This window comes from Pseudonocardia nigra (genome assembly GCF_019396355.1).
GTDB lineage: Bacteria > Actinomycetota > Actinomycetes > Mycobacteriales > Pseudonocardiaceae > Pseudonocardia > Pseudonocardia nigra.
The window spans coordinates 1-17,037 of sequence record NZ_JAHKRK010000184.1 but is presented as its reverse complement, the minus strand read 5'-3'; the positions used below and the strand labels follow the sequence as shown (position 1 = coordinate 17,037).

The window sequence follows — 17,037 nt, the reverse complement described above, 5'->3', positions numbered from 1 at the left end:
CTGATCCACCAGGCCAACCTCGCCCGCGAGCGCGGCCACGACACCATCGACCCCGACACCCGCGAGCCGCTGATCACCCGGTTCCGCAACGGGGTGCTGGTCGGGCTGTCCGAGACCACCTCCCGCGCACCTCCCGCGGCAACCGACCCGGCGAAAACAAGGCCCGCACGCTGCTGGAAGTCCTGCGCGACCGCCAGGCCGACGTCCTGCGCTTCGCCCACGACCTCAAGGTGCCGCCCACCTCCAACCAGGCCGAACGCGATCTACGGCCCAGCAAGGTCCAGCAGAACGTGTCCGGACGGCTGACCAGCGAGAAACGCACCAAAGACCGCTACACCATCCGCGGCTACGTCTCCCCTGCGGCCAAACACGGCCTCAACGCCATCACCGTCCTACGCGACGCGCTCACCGGCCACCCCTGGATGCCGGCACTACCCGCGCCCACCTGACCACGGACACCGAGCCGAGCGCACCGGAGGCCGAACGGCCGACCGGCGATCACGCCATGCCACCACACCCGCTGAATGTTTACCGCCTGCCAGCTGCAAAGAAGGGCCAGCACGGAGAGACGAAGGCCCTCTGGAACCGAGCGACTATTGCGTACATTCGTGTGCGATCACTCCTTTGGGCGGATGATCTGCGGCGATGTTGCCGGTCTCGCATCGAATGCGAGATTGTCCCGCCCGATGCGAGCCGAGATGGGTCCGCGGTGACCGGGACCGAGACGACCACGTTGACGGTGCCGGGTGCCGCGCGGCTGCATCTGGCCGACGGGGTGCCGCTGCTGCGCCCGGATGTGGTCAACGCACTAGCCATGGCGATGGAACCGCAGTGCGGCTGCGGTCCTCGGGGCTGTGAGAGGCCCTGCGAGAAGGGGCCTCAGTCGGGGCCGTGCTGGGGTCTGTGCAGGGTGGCGGTGGCGTCGTCGCGGAAGCGGACGCCGATTCCCGGCTCGTCGCTGGGCCGGATGGTGCCGTCGCGGATGTCGGGTGGCCGTTCGAACAACTCGTCCCACCAGCCGGGCATGTACTCGACGATGTGGGCGTTGGGGCAGGCGGCCATCAGGTGGACGCTGGTCTCGATGAACAGGTGGTTGGAGATCGGCAGGCCGGCGAGTTGTGCCTGGGTGGCGGCCAGCAGGAAGCCGGTGGGGCCGGCGCAGTGCTGCAGGTCGGGCATGAGCACGGCGGCGGCGGCGTGCTCGATGAGTGGGCGCAGTCCTTCGGTGCCGAAGACGCTCTCCCCGGCCGCGACGGGGGTTTGGATCGCGGCGGCGATCTGGGCCAACCCGGCGACGTCGTCGACGGCGACGGGTTCCTCGATCCAGAAGAGGCCGAGCTCGTCGAGGGCCCGGGTGGCGGCGAGCGCCCGAGTGCGGGACCAGCCCTGGTTGGCGTCGACCAGCAGGTGGGTTGCCGGGTCGAGGGCTTCGCGCACCCGGGTGACGCGGTCGAGGTCGCGTCGCCAGTCAGGGGAGCCGACCCGCATCTTGTAGTGCCGGAAGCCTTGTTCCTGGGCTTGGAGGGCTTCGGCGAGGAGTTCCTCGTCGGAGAGGCTGAGCCAGCCGGGCTGGGTGTAGACCGGTAGCGCGGTCGCGCTCCCTCCCAGCATCCGGAACAGCGGGAGTCCCGCGGCCCGGGCGTGCAGGTCCCAGAGAGCGGTGTCGACCGCGGAGAGGGCCAGCATGCCGATCCCGGACTGTCCGGTCAGGCTGAGCTGCTGGCGCATCGCCGCGGAGATCGCGCGGATCTCCCGCGGGTCGCGCCCGTGCAGGAGGCCGGCGAAGTCCTCCAGCATCCGGCACACCGCCTGCGCGTGCCCGGCGGCGAGGGTGAGCGCCGCGCCTTGGCCGGCGACGCCGTCGGCGCAGACCTCGACCAGGGCGTTGTGGGTGTGTGTCGTCTGGTGGATGGCGGTGCGCATTGGGCGGCGCATTCGCACCGGGGCGTAGCCGATCCGGACGCGGTCGATCCTCATCGGGTCTCCTGGCTGGATGCGGGGCCGCGGGCACGCAACTGGTCGACCAGCCGGGCGGTCACCGGTACCGGGATCCCGTGCCGGGCGGCTCGGCGGACGACCGCGCCGCCGATCGCGTCGAGCTCGGTGGGCCGCCCGGCGGCGGCGGCGCGCTGCATCGAGGACTGCATCCTCGCCGGGACCCGGTCGAAGAACTGCAGCACGCCGTGCTCGTCGGCGGGCGCGCCTTCGGCGCGGGCCACACCCGCCACCTCGGCGATGACCGCTGCGAGCTCCTTGCGGCGGCGTTCGCGGACGACTCCGGCGGCCGCGTCCTCGTGCGTGGTGAGCAGGGTCAGCGGAGCGAGGAAGTTCAGCTTCCCCCACAGGATGGCGCCCTCATCGTCGCCGACTCGCACGTCGAGGCCGGCCTGCTGGAGCGCTTGGGCGAGCCGCTCGACCCGGTTACGCAGGTCCTCGACGGCGGTTGAGCTCGATCGAGGCGAAAGGGCTGTCGTGACGCACCTGCGCCGGCGCGACCCGGGTCGGCTCCACGTGGATGGTCGCGGCCACCACGGCGGCCTCCGGGTATCGGTGCCGCAGCAGCGCGACGTGCTCGACCCCGTTGAGCAACGGCACCACCAGCGCACCGCCGAGCTGGTCGGCCGGGGCCCGCTGCAACGCGGTTTCGAGCTGGGTGGCCTTGACGGTGCCAGGCAGACGTCGACCGGCTCGGACAGGCGCTCGGCGGCCCGGACCGGGACGGTGAAGGCCCCGCACCGGTCGCTGTCGATGCGCAGGCCCTGCTGGTCGAGGGCGGCGGCGGTGTCGGCGCGGGCCAGGCAGGTGACGGTCGCGCCCGCGCGGGCCAACAGCCCGGCGAGCAGGCCGCCGACCCCGCCGGGGCCGAGCACGGCGACACGAAGGCCGGCAAGGTCTTCGGGGGTGGCAGCCTGCCCGGTGTCGCGGTCCATGTACCGAACTTAGCCGCGGATGCGGCGTCCGGGCAGCCGCGCGCGGCCATCGGCGGACGGCTCAGGCGCCGATCGTGGCCTCGACGGCACCGAGGTGCTCGGCCGTCCGAACTGCGCTCGGGTCCCCGACCCGGTGCAGCCGACCTTGTAGCCAATCACCCGCTCGGCCGGAGTGCGCAGCGCCGCCACCTCGGCCTGCACCCGGTAGGCCCCGTGGAGGCTGACTTGCGGCCGTCCGGGGTCGGCGAAGAACGGGCCCGGCCCGCCCGCGCGGGTGCGTGTGCGGTTGCGGTGGCGCGCGATCGGGTAGGTGCCCGGACATCGAGACGTCCCTGCACGTCGAATAGCTGATCGAAGGAGGATGCCTTGTCGCTGGAGTCGCACAGCACGTCGCTGGAATCGCACACCGCCCTGGTCACCGGTGGCAGCCGCGGGATCGGGCGTGCGACCGCGTTCGCGTTGGCGCAGGCCGGCGCGGCGGTTGCCGTCCTGGCCCGCTCGGGGGATGAGGTGGACCGGACGGTGGGGGAGCTCCGCTCGGCCGGGCACCGCGCCGCCGGCTACCCCGCCGACGTCGCCGACGCCGCCTCGCTGGGGAAGGCCTTCGATGCGCTGATCGGCGAACTCGGTCGGATCGACATCCTGGTGAACAATGCCGGGGTCAGCTGGCCGGTCGGGCCGACCGCGAGCATCGACGTCGACCGGTTCGCCGACGCAGTGGCGATCAACCTGCTCGGGCCGATGCGCTGCATCCGGTCGGTCCTGCCGGGCATGCTCGATGCCGGCTGGGGCCGGATCGTCAACGTCACCACCGGCGCGGCCACCCCTCCGGGACTGCCTCGCGCGGCGGCGTACTCGGCCAGCAAGGCGGGGCTGAACCAGCTGACCGTCAACCTGGCCGTCGAGCTCGCAGGCACCGGGGTCACCGTGACCGCCGTCGACCCCGGCCCGGTCGACACCGCGATGCAGGACTACATGCGCGACCAACCCGCCGAGGTCATCGGCGCCCGGGTCCACGACATGTTCCGCCGTTATCACGCCGAGGGCCAGCTCCACACCCCCGAGCAACCGGCTCAGCTGATCGCGGCCCTGGCGGCCGGCGATGTCACCGGCGAGATCGTCGCGGTCGCATCCGACCGGGCCGCGGCACTGACCCACCCGAGCGGCCCGACGGGCTGATCGCAGCAGGTCCCAGGCGGCGTTCGGGGACCGCGCCGTGTCCCGGTGGGCCGTGTCCCGGTGGGCCGTGTCCCGGTGGGCCGTGTCCCGGTGGGCCGTGTCCCGGTGGGATACGGTCGGCGGATGGTGAGCCGGGAGCGGTCGGCGGTCGAGGAGTTCGCTGCCCGCGGGTATGACGTCACGGTCAACGACACCCGGCTGCACCTGCTCGACGAGGGCGAAGGCTCGCCGGTCCTGCTGCTGCACGGCAACCCCACCTGGTCCTACCTGTGGCGCGACGCGATCGAGCCGCTGGTCCGGGCCGGCCACCGGGTACTCGTCCCCGACCAACGCGGCTTCGGAAGTTCGATGCCGATGGGCAGCCCGCACGACGACCTGCTGGAGGTCCGCGTCGCCGACCTGGCCGGGTTGGTGCAGGCGCTGGGGCTGGAGGAGGTCACCCTGGTCCTGCACGACTGGGGCGGTCCGATCGGCCTGGCCTTCGTCGCCGCCCACCCGCAGTCGGTGCGGGCGGTGGTGGTGATGAGCACCTGGGCCTGGCCGGAGCCGTCGCCGTTTCACGCCTCGATCGTGCCGTGGCGGATGCTGCACGCACCCGTCGTCGGCCCGCACCTGCTGGGCAGGCACAACAGCCTGGCCGACCGGGGCGTGTACCTGTCCGTCGTCGACCGCGCGGGTTTCGGGAGCGGGCCGGCCGGGCCTACGCCGAGGCGATGCCGGACCCGGCGAGTCGGCTGCCCACGGTGCTGTTCCCGCGGCTGATACCGGTGGGCCCGGACTCCCCCACGTCCGGCTTCTTCTCCTGGCTGCAGGCGCAGCTGCCGTCCCTGCAGATGCCCGCACTGGTGATCTGGGGCCGCGAGGACGAGGTGCTCCCGCCGTCCTACGCCGACCGGTTCGTGCAGGCCCTTGGCAACGCTCGCGGCCCGGTGCTGGTCACCGGGCGGCACTTCCTGCAGGAGGACTCCGGCCGGGAGATCGGCGAACACATCGCACGCTTCCTCGCCGAGGTGGGGGAAGGGGCGGCATGAGCATCCAGTGGCTGGACCGCGATCAGCTCGGGGACCGGTCGGCGCTGCGCCGCCAGGTGGTGCTGACCGAGTTCGGGCTCGGTCACGTGCCGGCATTCCGCCAGGTGTTCGTCGACCACTTCGGCATCCGGGCTCGCGCGCTGCCGGAAGAGCCGGGATGGTTCCGCACCCCAGCCGGGAGCCTGTACGAGGTGGTGCTCACCGCCAGGTCCGGGGAGCCGGTCCCCGGCGGGGTCGAGGTCGCAGCCCTGCCCGCACGATTCGCGCCGATCGACGCCGTGGCCGTCGACCGCGACGTGTCTGAGCTCCTTCGCTGGGTCGTCGAGCGGGCCGGCCGACCGTGGACCCTCGACGCGCTGGACCGGGTCGCCAGGCTGTACCGCATCCCCGAGGCCGAGTCGAGCGCCGACGGCCCGGCCAGCCCCTGAGAGCCGGTGGCTGCGCCGGAGGGGCCGCCCAAGCGGCCAGCCACCCCGCGTCGCCGTTCCACAGACCGTCAGCGCCGCTGTCCCTCGTCGAGCGCCGCGGCGACGCCGGCGATGCCGTCGACCTCTACCGGCGGTGTCGGCCCGTCGGGATCGAGCCGGCGTCCGGGACGGCGCAGCCGGATGACCCGGATACCGGCCTCCAACGCGCCGCGAACGCCCCGCGCCGAGGTGGCGACGTGCACCAGCTCACCGCCGGCTCGCTCCCGCGCGCGCCGGTAGACCTGCGGGGAGGGCTTGTAGACGCCCAGCCGCTGGGAGGTCAGGACGGCGTCGTCGGCGACCAGGCCGGCGACCTTGGTGCGGGCGAAGAGGCCGTCGTCGACGTTGGACAACACCCCGACCCGATACCGGTCGGCGAGGGCGGGCAGCCCGACGGCGACGTCGGGCCACAGCGGCCAGCCTCCGAGCGACCCGAGCAGCGTCTCGATGTCGGCGTCGATGTCGATGTCGGTGTCGGCGCCGCGACCCGCGCACCACGCGGCGCTACGACCGCGCCCGCGACACCCTCGGCCGCAACGCGGCCTACGCCCTCACCGCCTACCTCGCCTGACGCCCCACCGCGCTGCGAGCACGGCGAGCGGGGGTCGGCGCGGGCGGGGGCAGACGCCGACGCCGACGCGGTGGCGCCATCCCGTCCGGGCGGTGCCGGTCGCGGATGTCGGCGCCGCGATCCTGGCCGCCGAACGTGTTCGCCTCACCGACGGCGCACCGGGTGGTGCAGCCATCAACGTCGCAGGTGATCCACCGCGCTGCGTGACCACGACGGTCAGCCAGGCTCGGGGTCACCGACGCGCAGCATGCACGGGGGTTCGGCGGGGGGTAGCAGAAGAACCCGTCCTGGAGGCCCGCAGCCTGCCCGAGGTGTGGCTGGTCAACGCCGCGCAGGTCAAGAACGTCCCCGGCCGACCCAAGACCGACAAGCTCGACGCGGTCTGGCTGGCCAAGCTCGCCGAACGCTCGATGATCGCGCCGAGTCTCGTGCCGGCCGAGCCGATGCGCCACGTCCGCGACCTGGCCCGGGCCCGGTTCGACCTGGTCGAGGACCGCGCCCGGGTCAAGCAGCGGGTGGAGAAGCTCCTCGAGGATGCCCTGATCAAGATCTCCTCGGTGCTCACCGACATCCACGGTGCCTCCGGGCGGGCGATGATCGAGGCGCTGATCGCCGGAGAACGCAATCCGCGGGCACTGGCTGAGCTGGCCAAAGGCCGCGCCCGAGCCCGCCGAGCCGCGCTGGCCGAGGCCCTCGACGGCCGGTTCACCGACCACCACGCCCGGCTGGCCCAGATGCTGCTGGACCAGATCGACGACCTCAGCACCCGGATCGAGACGGTGACCGCGCTGCTCGACGAGGCGATCGCCGCGCTCCCCACCGGATCGACCACTCCTGCTGTCCAGACCGCCGGTGACGGCCAGCCGCCATCGGCCGCCACTGCGGCCACCCCCGCGAGCGTCGCCTCGGCGGTCGGTCGACTGGCCGAGATCCCCGGCGGCGGCCCGGACTCGATGCGGGCGGTGATCGGGGAGATCGGCCTGGACATGACGGTCTTCGGCACCCCGCAGCGGCTGTGCTCCTGGGCGAGGGTCTCCCCGCGCACCATGCAGTCCGGCCGCAAGACCGGCCGCGGCCGCACCGGCAAGGGCAACCCCTACCTCAAGGCCGCGCTCCGGCAGATCGCCATCGGCGCGGCCAAGACCGACACCTTCCTCGGCGAGCGCTATCGGCGGCTGATCAAGCGTATGCCCAAGGCCAAGGCCCTGACCGCCCTACAACGCTCCATCCTGAAGATCGTCTTTCACCTGCTCGCCGACCCCACTGCCGAGTTCGAAGACCTCGGCGCCGACTTCTACACCCGCCGCCTGGACCGCGCCCGCCGCACCGATCAACTCGCCCGCCAACTCCGCGCACTCGGCTGGACCGTCCAACTCACCGAACCCCAGGCCGCCTGAACCCACTGCCCCCACCGACTCCGACCCGGGCAACCACCCGCCCAGGGCCCGCTGCCCCACGCCCAGCCGACAGGTCATTTTCCGGTCAGGTGGTGGCTGGGATCCAGACGTTTCCGCTGGTGAGTTCGGTGAGGGCGTCGAAGGGTCGGCGGCCGTGCTTGGCGGCGGTGGCAAGGTAGGAGCGCATCGTGGCGAAATCCTGGGCGCCGGTGAGGGTGCGCATGCCGCCGGGGACCTTCTGTTTGATCTTGGCCATGCGGATGTCGCGGTCGGGTAGCCCCGGCGCGTTGCCGCGCCGGGGCCCCCTCAGAACCGTGCTTGCGAGTTGGCCCCGCACACGGCTCAAGCAAGCCCCAGGGGCTCGCGGGCGGTGCAGAGTCGCCGTGCCGCTGCCTGCTCGGTGTGATGTCGTGGCAGGCAGCGGGTGTGCAGGAGGTGGTAGCTGGTGATGCGTCCGTTGTCGCCGGTCACTGTCGCCCGCGGTGTGATCCACTGGTGGTAGATCGCCTTGCGGGTGAGGGTGAACCATTGTTCCCACTCTCGTGGGGTCTGCGGCTCGTGATCGGCGTGGAGCAGGAAGTCCCCGCATGCTGGGCATCGGCCGTGCTGGGCGCGGAGCAACCGCAGCCCGCGTCGGTCCAGCGGTGGCGGGGTCTTCTTGCGTCGCCGGTCGGCCCAGTATCGGGCCAAGGCCGGATCGTCGGGAGATGCCCGGCCTTTGACCAGCGGGTGACGAACGATCGTCGTCCAGGCGTAGCGGACCTGGTAGGCGCCGCTGACGCGGTCGCCGAACACCCAGTGGTCCTGCCTGGTCGGGTGGAACAGACCGAAGTACTGGTTCACGATCCAGTGCCTGGGCTTGTTCCGGTGCGTCAGGAGCGCCCACCGGTAGGTGAGCCTCCAGAGGTAGCGGTCCAGCTTGTGGAACACTTCGCTGGACACCACCGTCCGGTAGTACGCGGTCCAACCTCGGATGATCGGGTTGAGCGCGCGGATCATCGCCGAGGCGTTGGCCCCGAGTTGGGAGCGCACCGTGGCCTTGATCCGCGCCATCTGCCGCTTGATCGCCGCCTTGCTGGGTTTGATCAGCAGCTTGCCGCCGGGGTAGCGGCGGATGGTGAACCCCAGGAAGTCGACCCCTTGGCTCAGGGGGACGATCGTGGTCTTCTCCTCGTTGAAGCGAAGACCCCGAGGCGCCAGCCACTGCCCCAGCCGATCCTGGACCGCCTCGGCCTGTCGCCGGCTGCGACACATCACGAGGAAGTCATCGGCGTAACGCACCAGGACCGGGGTGTCGGGCACCGTCAGCCCGCCGCTGGCCCCGGCGGCATCCTGACGGTATCGACACCCGGCGGCGTACTCCATCCCGTGCAGAGCCACGTTCAGCAGCAACGGGCTGATCACCCCGCCCTGCGGAGTTCCCTCCTCGGTCGGGGCGAACCGACCTTTCTCGATCACCCCGGCTTTCAACCACTGCCCGATCATCCTCCGAGCCGGGAAGCCGCCGAGTTCGGCGAGCAGCCGGTTGTGATCGATTCGATCGAACGCCGCCGCCAGGTCCGCATCCAGCAGCCATTCCCGCCGAGAGTTCTTCTTACTCAAGGTGGAATAGATCGCTGCTATTGCGTCTTGGCAGCCGCGACCTGGCCGAAACCCATAGGATTTCGGTTCGAACCGCGCTTCCCACTCCGGTTCCAGCGCTTGCCGGACCCGTGCCTGGTGGCACCGGTCGGTGATCACTGGAATACCGAGTGGGCGCTGTTTACCGTTGCTCTTCGGGATATACACACGTCGCACCGGCAGCGGGTCCCACGGTTCCGGCTGGCGGTGCACCCGCACCGCCAGCTCCGCCCTGTCCGCAGAGGTCAGGGCGACCTGTCCGTCGATCCCCGCCGTGACGCGACCGGCGTTGCGCTCGGTGACCTGCCGCACGCTGAGCAGCGTGTTGGACCGGCTCCGGAGCATCAACTTCTGCAGGTTGCGGACCTGTTTCAGGTCCCCCGCCTGCGACGCCTTGAAGATCCGCTGTCGTAGTCGCCGTACGTCGTCCTCGACAGCGCGCCAACTGATGGCGTCCCAGTCGAGGCGGTCGTCCTCCGGTCCGTTCACGTTGCAGACCACCCGCGCCAGCACTTAACCGACGGCTGCATGATCCGCATTGTGCCTAACTTGCCCTTCAGTTCCGGTGACCGTGCCAGGTCGTCGTCAAAGGCTCACCCGCCTCACGTCGGCACCCTTTCGGGTCCGGGCACCGGGCCCGGTATCCGGCCAGTTATGCGGAACCCGACCAGGAGGTGGTCGCATGTTGTCCCGGTTTCCTGTCGCCTTTCGGCCACCGGCGTTCGCTTCTTGGGCGTCCTGTTCCCGCTCGGCATCAGCCTTCCTCACGGCCGGCCTACCGACCCAACAAATGACGGGCCGGACCGCGGCGGGGTTGCCACGTTCCACACGCATGAGACACGACCAGGTCGGGTGCCCCCAACTATCCCGGGACGGCGATGCTCACACGACCGATGCCGAATCATCGGCCGCCGCCTGCCGCTTCTCAACGGCCAGTCCTGCACCCCGGTGCCGCTTCCATCCACCCGGGGCTCAACGTAACGGGACATAAGAGGATTCACTTGCGTTCACCCCAGCCGGTCTTCCCCTCGCCTGTAACCCCCGGATGGAACGGGTGTCCTTGGGCTTCTTCCCTGAGCTTCGCACCCCGCCGTTACCAGCGACGCACGTCAGGGCGGGGACGGGCGTTCGAGCACTCGCCCGGGACTACGCCGCCAACATCATCTGCTGGCCCTCCCTTCTGCGTATCCACTCATCACGTGCGACCTCGTGTCGCACTTCGGCCGGGTTGTTGTCGAAGGGGACCCGTAGGTCGGTAGCGAAGCGCAAGTAGTCCTCGATGCGCCTGCGGATGCGGCGGGCCAGGGCCCGGTGTCGGCGGCCGACCGCACCGTCGGGGGTCGCCTGGGCCGAGACGCCGACCAGCGCGGCGGAGACGATCAGCCGGCGCTGGGTGGCCAGCAGCTCCGGGCCGGGCAGCGTTCCGGTGTCGGTGACCTGCTTGAGCGCCAGCAGCGCGTCGATCACCTGCTGCGCCCAGCACCAACCCGGCGGAGTACCCGAGTCCGGCGTCGGGTGCGCGGTGCAGTGGTCGACCACGGCGATCAGCTCGCGCAGCAGGTGGGCGTTGCACAGCGCGTGGGTCGCGGTGGTGTAACCGGCGTAGGGGCGAACGCGTCGTGCACGGCGATCCCGGTGAAGCCGGGCAGGACCCCGACCGCGTCGATGGCGGGCTTGCCTCGCTTGGCGGAGCAGAAGAGCACCGTGAACAGGGTCGAGCAGGCCACGTGCAGCCAGTGCAGCCGCCCAGCCACCCGTAACCCGGTCTCATCGACGTGCAGCACCTGGGCCTGGGCCAGCGCCGCGCGGGCGGCGGCGGTGAACGGCTCCAGACCGTCGGCCGCTCGGGTGGTCCAGGCCGCTACCGTGCCCACCGACATCGGCGTGCCGAACAGATCAGCCAGCAGCCCGGCGGTGCGCTCCACCGGCAGGTGCTGCCCCAGGCACAGGTACACCGCGATCGCCGCGGCGTGCGGCCCGTACTGGGTCGGCGCGCCCACCCCAGCCGGACCGGCCGCGGCGGTGACCTGCCCGCACCGACACCGGCGAGAGACCAGCCGGTGCTCGACCACCCGCACAGTGATCTTCGGGATGTCGAACACCTGCCGCCGGACCACCCTAGACAGCCCCTGGTCGGCAGTCAGCTCGGCGCCGCAACCGGTGCAGGCGCCTGGTTCGTGGACCACCACCTCATCGGGCCGCTCGACCTGCCGCAGCGTGCGGCCCTCATGGCCGGGCTGACCACCGGGCTTACGCCCCGACCGGCCCCGCAACGACTTCGGCGCCGGCTTCCCCAGCCCATCGGCCGACGGCGGCTTGGAAGAGTTCCGCGACGACGCGCCCAGCTGCCGTCTCAACTCCGCGATCTCCGCGTCCTGCTCGGCGATCCGCGCCTGCAACGCGACCACGAGAGCTGCCAGCTCGTCGTAGGTCGGCGCGGTCACGGACCGATCCTTCACACCACCATCAGCGCGACCGAGCTACGACACGCCCGCCCCACCTGAACAGTCACGACCGGTCCAGGTGTCCTCCTCGTGGACCTGGATCCCGCCCACCTCGAGGAGCATCCGGAACCGACGGTGGTCGAGCCGTTCGCCTTCCGGGGTCACGTTGCGCAGGTGCTCGATCGTGGCCGTGGACACCAATGTCACCGGGTGCACGTCGACGGCGTCGCCGGGGGTGTCCACGGCGACCAAGTCGACCGGCTCGCCGACGAACTCTGTCAGGGCAGCCGACCAGGGTCCGTTCAGCAGATGGCCTGCCACGTCGCGTCCGTAGAAGTCGGTGATCACCGCCTCACCGAGCTCGTCTGGTGTCCCGGCGATCGGCTCTCGGCCGGGCAGGCGCAGGCTCAGGTGCTGGCGTTGGTCGTCGAACTCGGCGGTGAGCTGGACCAGCGGGCCGTGCTGCTTGCCGTTGAACAACCGACGCCGCGCGTCGATGAGGTAGAAGCGCTGGTTGTTCAGGACCCCGTTGCCGGTGACGGTCAGGTGGGCCGGGTGGTGCAGCGCGGTGCCTTTGACCGGGGTCATCGACAGGCGGGAGACGAATGGCATGGCTCTCCATCTGCGAGGCGCTGGGCGGTCTGCGACGTAGGCGGGACCGACGCCGACCGGTTTGGTGTACCGCTCGGCGCGTCAGTGACGGTGGCCGTTGCTGCGGGGCAGCCGGCGGCCCGACGGGGGCCCGGTGATCGTCGGTTCGCCGCTGCGGGCCCGGTCGATTCGCGCGCGATCCGTTGTGCCTGCGTCGCGCAGCGGTCCGCGGGCGAGGCTGCCTCCCGAGGAGCTGTACACCCGTCGCGCCGGGGTCGAGCAGGTCGGGCACGTCGCCGCATCCTGGGCGTCTTGCATCTCGCGGTGGAGGTCGAAGGGACCGCATGCGGGGCAGCGGAATTCGTAGAGTGGCACGCAGGACTCCTCGAGCGGAGGTGGGCCGTCCCGGGCGGCAGCCTTTGCCACTTTTGCCACGGCCCGAGACGGCGGGGGTCAGTGTCAGTCTGCGACCAGTTCCCGGCCTCCTCCTGCGCCGTCGGGGAGGATGTTCCGGTCGAAGATCGATAGCGGGATGCTGATGGAGACGGCGCTGTTGGGGATGTCGACCAGGCCGCCGATCCGGCCCTCGATGGGGGCGGCGCCGAGGAAGAGGTAGGCCTGTTCGAAGGTCCAGCCCATGGCGGGCATCAGGTAGTTGATGGCGTTGAGGCAGGCCTGGCGGTAGGCGACGGTGGCGTTCATGTAGTAGTTGCGGCCGTCTTCGACGCTGATGCCTTCGAAGGTGAGGTACTCCGAGTAGCCGGGGCCGACCCGGCCGGGCTTGAAGAACGGCATGTTGGTCTTGTACCGGTCCATGCCGCCCTTGATGAGGTCGAAGTGCAGGTCGATGAAGCCGGGCATCTCGATCGCACCGCAGAAGGTGATCTCGCCGTCGCCCTGGGCGAAGTGCAGGTCGCCGATGGAGAACAGGCCGCCGGGCACGTAGACGGGCATGTAGACCCGGGAGCCCACGCCGAGCTCCTTGATGTCGACGTTGCCGCCGTGCTCTCGCGGTGGGATGGTTCGGCAGGCCTCGGCGGCGGCGCGCTCGAAGTCCGTGCCGCTGAGCCGCCCGAGCAGCGCGTCCTTGGGCAGTGGCGGGAGCGCCAGCGCCGGGACCTGCGGCGTGCCGGGGGTCTCTCCGCCGTGGGCGGGGATGTCGCCGGTGACCCGGTCGGGGTTCTGGTCGATGAGCGCCTGTTCGCGGCGGTTCCACTCGGCGAGCAGGTCGGCCGATGGGGCGCAGCCGAACAGCCCGGGGTGGGAGTTGCCGATGAAGCGGACGCCGGGCACGTGTCGACTGCTGGCCCAGATCCCGTCGAGGTCCCAGATCGCCTTGGACGCCTGCGGGGAGTGGTCGGTGAGGAACCCGCCGCCGTTCTCTTTGGCGAAGATCCCGGTGTAGCCCCACTCCTGCTCCTGGAAGGGCCCCATGGCGACGATGTCGACGACCAGCAGATCCCCGGGCTCGGCGCCCTCGATCGCGAACGGTCCGCTGAGGACGTGGCAGGGGTCGATGTTCATGTCGCGGATGTCGTCGGCGTCGTCGGTGTTGCGGACCTGGTTGTCGGTCCAGTCCTTGCACTCGATGCGGTAGGTGGCCCCGGGCCGGACGGTGTTGGCCGGGGGGATGTCAGGGTGCCAGCGGTTGTGACCGGGCACGGCCTGCTGGGACATCGGCACGCTGAAGTCGCGGTCGATCTCGAAGATCACTTCGGGCACGGGAACTCCTCATCGAGCAGGAATGGAGGGTGAACCGATCGGTTCTGGACACGGCAATGGGCATGTCCGTGCACTGGGGGATGGAGCGGTGCGCGGCCGGGGCGGTGTCCGGTCACGGCGGTCAGGAACGCGGCGGGAGTTCGGCGTGGCCGAAGGTGTGGTTGGATTGCTGCAGGTCTGCCTCGACCGGCGCCGGTAGCCGGGGTCGACGGCGGGACAGCGGCCACAGCACGGCTGCCATGACGATCCCGAACGCGGCAAGGACCACCGTGGTGGTCGTGTTCGTGCGCCAGTAGCCGGTGAACAGCAGGAAGCCGGGGATGGTGGCGGTGACCCAGGCTTCCACGACCGTCACGTAGCCGGTGTAGGTGCCCAGGGCGTCCCGCTTGAGGCCGAGCAGGAGGAAGAACAGGAACCACAGGAAGGCCCAGTACAGCCAGATGACGCCGAAGGGAGCGTCGTGGAGCTTGACGAAGCTGACCGCGGAGAAGCCGACGGCGGTGATGGCGACGAACAGGGAGTACCAGCCCGCTCCGGTGCTGTCGGCCCCGGTGAGCAGGTTGAGTCCGACGTAGAGGTAGGTGAACCCGAACAGGTACAGCCCCGCTGCGGCCAGGACCTTCGCCGGGTCGCCGTTGGCCTGGATCAGCAGTGCCGTGGGGACGATGACCTGCAGCCCTCCGACGAACAGGTTGATGTAGCCGGCGGCCCGGGGGTCCACGCGGCCGAGCAGCATCAGCCCGTTCACGAACAGGACCGCTCCGACGTAGAACAAGCCGACTGCACTCATGGGCGTCCAACCTGACGATCACGGTGGTACGGGACAGCTGCAGCAAAAGGGCTTGCCATCGCGACGACGCGATGAACCCGATTGGAAGGGGCGATAGAAACTTCCTGTGGAAACTATTCCTGGGCTACCTCACCGTCAAGCCCTCCGCGGAGCGCCACGGGCGCCGGACACTCGGCGGTCGAGTCGATCGGGTGCGGAGGGGCTGCTACAGGGTGCAGACGACGTCGAACTCCAGGCCGTCGGCGCGGGCGAGGTAGATGTCCTGCTGCAGGTGTCGACCGCGCATCCGGACCCGGCCGCGGGCTCCTTCGAAGCTCACCGACGGCGCGACCGCGTCGAGGGCCGGGACGTCGAGGCAGCCGGCGCGGCGCGCGAGGTCGGCCAGCAGCGACATGCCTTGGTAGCAGGACTGGCCGATGCTGTTGAGCGCGGGAGCCTCCAGGCCGAATCGGCGGACGAATCGCGCGTTGAAGTCCAGGCTCGCGGCCGTGGGGAGACACTCGAAGTAGCCGGCGGCGGCCCACAGGCCGCGGGTGTTCTCCGCTCCGGTGGCAAGCAGCATGTTCTCTTCCATCAACGGGCTCAGCCGGGTCATCCGGTCCAGGCCGGCGGCGGCGAACTGCCGGTTGAACTCCACCGCGTCCTGACCGACCAGCAGCAGGAGCACGCCCTCGCAGTCGGAACGCTCGAGCCTGCCCAGCACGGCGTCGAAGTTCGCGGTGCCCAACGGGACGAACACCTCCTCCATCAGCTGAGCGCCCGAGGACCGGAGGTAGCTCCGGGCCGCTGCCGCAGACACCCGGGGCCAGACGTAGTCGTTGCCCACGACGGCCCACCGGCGCAGGCCCAGCTCCCTGGACAGCCACAGCAGCGACGGCGCCAGCTGGACGGCGGGGGTCTCGCCGGCCAGGTAGACGCCACGGGCCCGTTCCCCGCCCTCGTACAGGGGCGTGTAGACGTAGGGCACCCGGGCAGCCAGCCGCGGGCCGAGGACCTGGCGGAGGGCGGAGAGATGCCAGCCGACCACCGCCTCCACCGTGCGGCTTCGCACCAGACCATCGAGTTCGGCGGCGACCTGGTCCGGGGGACGACTGCCGTCGACGAGGACGAGACGGGCCTCCCGCCCGAGCACGCCACCCTCCGCGTTCAACTCCTCGACCGCCAGTTGCGCGCACAACTCGCACGACGGCCCGAAGATCCCGGCGGGACCAGCCCGCGGGATCACCAACGCGATGTCCAGCGACGTCTGGGACGCCGCCTTCCGGCGTTGCGTCCGGGGCTCAAGCTCCGGCATCTTCGCGGCCTCCGGGACGCCGACCTGTGCACACGGGAGGCAGGGTGGTTACGCGCGGCTACCCTAGGCCCGGTCCCTGCGTCGTGGCCAGTCCGGACAGTGGAGTCGTGGTGGAGGAGCTGGGCGCGCCCGTCGCCTTTCTGCTGAGTCAGGCGGAGTACCGGATGGCCCGCCTGCTGGAACCGCTGCTCGCGGCGCATGACTGCTCGCTTGAGCGCTGGCGGGTGCTCTGCGGCCTCGAGCTGCATGGCCCGCAGCGAGGGCACCCGATGAGCGATATCGCGACCTTCGCGACCCTGCCGGCTCCCAGCGCCACCAAGCTGATCGACGGCATGGTCGCCGACAACCTCGTCTACCGGCGGGTAGACGTGCACGACCGCCGTCGAGTCCTGGTCTTCCCGACCCCGCATGGCCGCGCTCTCCACCGGCGGCTGAGTCTCGCCATCGAAGAAGACCAACAGCGGCTGGTCGAAGGCGTCAGCCCCGACGGCGCAGAGGGACTCGCCGCCCTCCTTGGCAGGCTCATCGCCCACCTGGACGCAAGCAAGGATCCCGGTCGCGTCCCAGGCCCTGTCTAGCTCCCGCCGGACGCATCTCCTTTCCGAACAGGCTAGCCTGCGAACCGCCCGCTCCGACGCGGAAGTCGGGGCGTCGCCGGGGTCAGCTCACTGGCCCGCCTGAAAACAGTTAGGCGGTGAACCGCCGCCCTAACCCCCGCGACGCTTCCTGCGCCCCTGACCGCCAATCCTCTGGCCTCGTGGCCCCCGAGAGAGCGCCTCAGAAGCGAAGCCGCATACGGGGCTTGGAGACCTTCCACGAGTCGGCACACCGGTCCAGCGACGGGCGTTTTCGGGCCTGCTATCCGAGGAACTAGTAGGGCTTTGTTAGGTCGAGTTAGGTGAGTGGGGTCGTCGCGTCGGGACGGGTTGCAGGCAGGTGCGGCAGGCGCCGGTCCAGATGCCGAGCAGGGTCTGGAGTTCGCGGAGTACGGCGTAGAGGGT

Annotated in this window: 20 protein-coding genes and 2 pseudogenes; 7 read left to right on the top strand and 15 right to left on the bottom strand. The window is 70.7% G+C overall.

Annotated features, from left to right (window positions below; genetic code table 11):
• The coding region (locus KME75_RS47055; protein ID WP_372452716.1) for a hypothetical protein at positions 1-221 on the bottom strand (221 nt) is incomplete at its 3' end.
• Here KME75_RS47055 and KME75_RS47050 point away from each other — a divergent pair.
• The gene (locus KME75_RS47050; RefSeq protein WP_372452715.1) at positions 171-449 is read left to right on the top strand and encodes an IS66 family transposase; all 279 of its coding nucleotides are present in this window, start codon (positions 171-173) and stop codon (positions 447-449) included. The genes KME75_RS47055 and KME75_RS47050 overlap by 51 nt on opposite strands.
• Positions 450-879: 430 nt before the next feature.
• Here the strand turns inward: KME75_RS47050 and KME75_RS31485 are convergent, their stop codons facing one another.
• From KME75_RS31485 to KME75_RS47040, 4 genes and pseudogenes are all read right to left on the bottom strand, one after another.
• Positions 880-1,977, bottom strand: a complete 1,098-nt coding sequence (locus tag KME75_RS31485; protein WP_219418576.1) for a mandelate racemase/muconate lactonizing enzyme family protein — start codon at positions 1,975-1,977, stop codon at positions 880-882.
• Positions 1,974-2,606, bottom strand: a complete 633-nt coding sequence (locus KME75_RS31480; protein WP_372452714.1) for a ketopantoate reductase C-terminal domain-containing protein — start codon at positions 2,604-2,606, stop codon at positions 1,974-1,976. Before KME75_RS31480 ends, KME75_RS31485 begins: the two co-directional genes overlap by 4 nt.
• Positions 2,527-2,736, bottom strand: a pseudogene (locus KME75_RS47045) (2-dehydropantoate 2-reductase N-terminal domain-containing protein); the annotation flags it as partial. The gene KME75_RS31480 and the pseudogene KME75_RS47045, both read right to left, overlap by 80 nt.
• Positions 2,688-2,930, bottom strand: a pseudogene (locus KME75_RS47040) (2-dehydropantoate 2-reductase N-terminal domain-containing protein); the annotation flags it as partial. The pseudogenes KME75_RS47045 and KME75_RS47040, both read right to left, overlap by 49 nt.
• A gap of 366 nt (positions 2,931-3,296) precedes the next feature.
• Here KME75_RS47040 and KME75_RS31475 point away from each other — a divergent pair.
• The 4 genes from KME75_RS31475 (at position 3,297) to KME75_RS31460 (ending at position 5,568) form a co-directional block, all read left to right on the top strand.
• The gene (locus tag KME75_RS31475) at positions 3,297-4,109 is read left to right on the top strand and encodes an SDR family NAD(P)-dependent oxidoreductase (RefSeq protein WP_219418574.1); all 813 of its coding nucleotides are present in this window, start codon (positions 3,297-3,299) and stop codon (positions 4,107-4,109) included.
• A 123-nt stretch (positions 4,110-4,232) separates the two neighbouring features.
• Positions 4,233-4,871, top strand: a complete 639-nt coding sequence (locus KME75_RS31470) for an alpha/beta fold hydrolase (RefSeq protein WP_219418573.1) — start codon at positions 4,233-4,235, stop codon at positions 4,869-4,871.
• Positions 4,823-5,140: an alpha/beta fold hydrolase gene (locus tag KME75_RS31465; RefSeq protein ID WP_219418572.1), complete on the top strand. Its 318-nt coding sequence runs from the start codon at positions 4,823-4,825 to the stop codon at positions 5,138-5,140. The genes KME75_RS31470 and KME75_RS31465 overlap by 49 nt, the downstream gene beginning before the upstream one ends.
• Positions 5,137-5,568, top strand: coding sequence for a hypothetical protein (locus KME75_RS31460; protein WP_219418571.1), 432 nt, complete (start codon positions 5,137-5,139; stop codon positions 5,566-5,568). The genes KME75_RS31465 and KME75_RS31460 overlap by 4 nt, the downstream gene beginning before the upstream one ends.
• A 68-nt stretch (positions 5,569-5,636) precedes the next feature.
• Here KME75_RS31460 and KME75_RS31455 read toward each other — a convergent pair whose 3' ends face one another.
• Positions 5,637-5,963, bottom strand: a complete 327-nt coding sequence (locus KME75_RS31455; RefSeq protein WP_219418570.1) for an HAD family hydrolase — start codon at positions 5,961-5,963, stop codon at positions 5,637-5,639.
• Positions 5,964-6,054: 91 nt separating this feature from the next.
• Between KME75_RS31455 and KME75_RS31450 the strand changes: the two genes are divergently transcribed.
• The gene (locus KME75_RS31450; protein ID WP_308283267.1) at positions 6,055-7,575 is read left to right on the top strand and encodes an IS110 family RNA-guided transposase; all 1,521 of its coding nucleotides are present in this window, start codon (positions 6,055-6,057) and stop codon (positions 7,573-7,575) included.
• An 85-nt stretch (positions 7,576-7,660) separates the two neighbouring features.
• Here the strand turns inward: KME75_RS31450 and KME75_RS31445 are convergent, their stop codons facing one another.
• The 9 genes from KME75_RS31445 to KME75_RS31405 form a co-directional block, all read right to left on the bottom strand.
• A complete protein-coding gene (locus KME75_RS31445) occupies positions 7,661-7,831 on the bottom strand; it encodes a hypothetical protein (RefSeq protein WP_219418568.1) in 171 nt (56 codons plus the stop codon).
• An 86-nt stretch (positions 7,832-7,917) separates the two neighbouring features.
• Positions 7,918-9,708, bottom strand: coding sequence for a group II intron reverse transcriptase/maturase (ltrA, locus tag KME75_RS31440; protein WP_219418567.1), 1,791 nt, complete (start codon positions 9,706-9,708; stop codon positions 7,918-7,920).
• 633 nt (positions 9,709-10,341) lie between these two features.
• On the bottom strand, positions 10,342-10,740 hold the full coding sequence (locus KME75_RS47035) for a hypothetical protein (RefSeq protein WP_372452713.1): 399 nt from the start codon (positions 10,738-10,740) through the stop codon (positions 10,342-10,344).
• Positions 10,740-11,639 carry an IS66 family transposase gene (locus KME75_RS31430; protein WP_219418565.1) on the bottom strand — a complete coding sequence of 300 codons (900 nt, stop codon included), beginning with the start codon at positions 11,637-11,639 and terminating at the stop codon, positions 10,740-10,742. Before KME75_RS31430 ends, KME75_RS47035 begins: the two co-directional genes overlap by 1 nt.
• Positions 11,640-11,675: 36 nt before the next feature.
• Positions 11,676-12,251: an MOSC domain-containing protein gene (locus tag KME75_RS31425; RefSeq protein ID WP_219418564.1), complete on the bottom strand. Its 576-nt coding sequence runs from the start codon at positions 12,249-12,251 to the stop codon at positions 11,676-11,678.
• 81 nt (positions 12,252-12,332) lie between these two features.
• Entirely contained in the window at positions 12,333-12,605 is a 273-nt protein-coding gene (locus KME75_RS47030; RefSeq protein ID WP_219418563.1) for an FmdB family zinc ribbon protein, read from the bottom strand.
• An 84-nt stretch (positions 12,606-12,689) separates the two neighbouring features.
• A complete protein-coding gene (gene fmdA, locus KME75_RS31415; protein WP_219418562.1) occupies positions 12,690-13,952 on the bottom strand; it encodes a formamidase in 1,263 nt (420 codons plus the stop codon).
• 121 nt (positions 13,953-14,073) lie between these two features.
• Positions 14,074-14,742, bottom strand: a complete 669-nt coding sequence (locus KME75_RS31410; protein ID WP_219418561.1) for an AmiS/UreI family transporter — start codon at positions 14,740-14,742, stop codon at positions 14,074-14,076.
• A gap of 205 nt (positions 14,743-14,947) precedes the next feature.
• Complete coding sequence (locus KME75_RS31405; protein ID WP_219418560.1) at positions 14,948-16,036, bottom strand: substrate-binding domain-containing protein; 1,089 nt, start codon at positions 16,034-16,036, stop codon at positions 14,948-14,950.
• A gap of 107 nt (positions 16,037-16,143) precedes the next feature.
• On the opposite strand from KME75_RS31405, the gene KME75_RS31400 reads away from it, so the two are divergent.
• Positions 16,144-16,614, top strand: a complete 471-nt coding sequence (locus KME75_RS31400; protein ID WP_219418559.1) for a MarR family winged helix-turn-helix transcriptional regulator — start codon at positions 16,144-16,146, stop codon at positions 16,612-16,614.
• The last annotated feature ends 423 nt before the right edge of the window (positions 16,615-17,037 follow it).

What these genes read in the sequence shown, in the direction of transcription:
- KME75_RS31485 (WP_219418576.1), bottom strand. Translation starts at nt 1,977, where the DNA reads ATGAGGATCGACCGCGTCCGGATCGGCTACGCCCCGGTGCGAATGCGC.
- KME75_RS31470 (WP_219418573.1), top strand. Translation starts at nt 4,233, where the DNA reads ATGGTGAGCCGGGAGCGGTCGGCGGTCGAGGAGTTCGCTGCCCGCGGG.
- KME75_RS31465 (WP_219418572.1), top strand. Translation starts at nt 4,823, where the DNA reads ATGCCGGACCCGGCGAGTCGGCTGCCCACGGTGCTGTTCCCGCGGCTG.
- KME75_RS31460 (WP_219418571.1), top strand. Translation starts at nt 5,137, where the DNA reads ATGAGCATCCAGTGGCTGGACCGCGATCAGCTCGGGGACCGGTCGGCG.
- KME75_RS31450 (WP_308283267.1), top strand. Translation starts at nt 6,055, where the DNA reads ATGTCGGCGTCGATGTCGATGTCGGTGTCGGCGCCGCGACCCGCGCAC.
- KME75_RS31445 (WP_219418568.1), bottom strand. Translation starts at nt 7,831, where the DNA reads ATGGCCAAGATCAAACAGAAGGTCCCCGGCGGCATGCGCACCCTCACC.
- KME75_RS31425 (WP_219418564.1), bottom strand. Translation starts at nt 12,251, where the DNA reads ATGCCATTCGTCTCCCGCCTGTCGATGACCCCGGTCAAAGGCACCGCG.
- KME75_RS31410 (WP_219418561.1), bottom strand. Translation starts at nt 14,742, where the DNA reads ATGAGTGCAGTCGGCTTGTTCTACGTCGGAGCGGTCCTGTTCGTGAAC.
- KME75_RS31405 (WP_219418560.1), bottom strand. Translation starts at nt 16,036, where the DNA reads ATGCCGGAGCTTGAGCCCCGGACGCAACGCCGGAAGGCGGCGTCCCAG.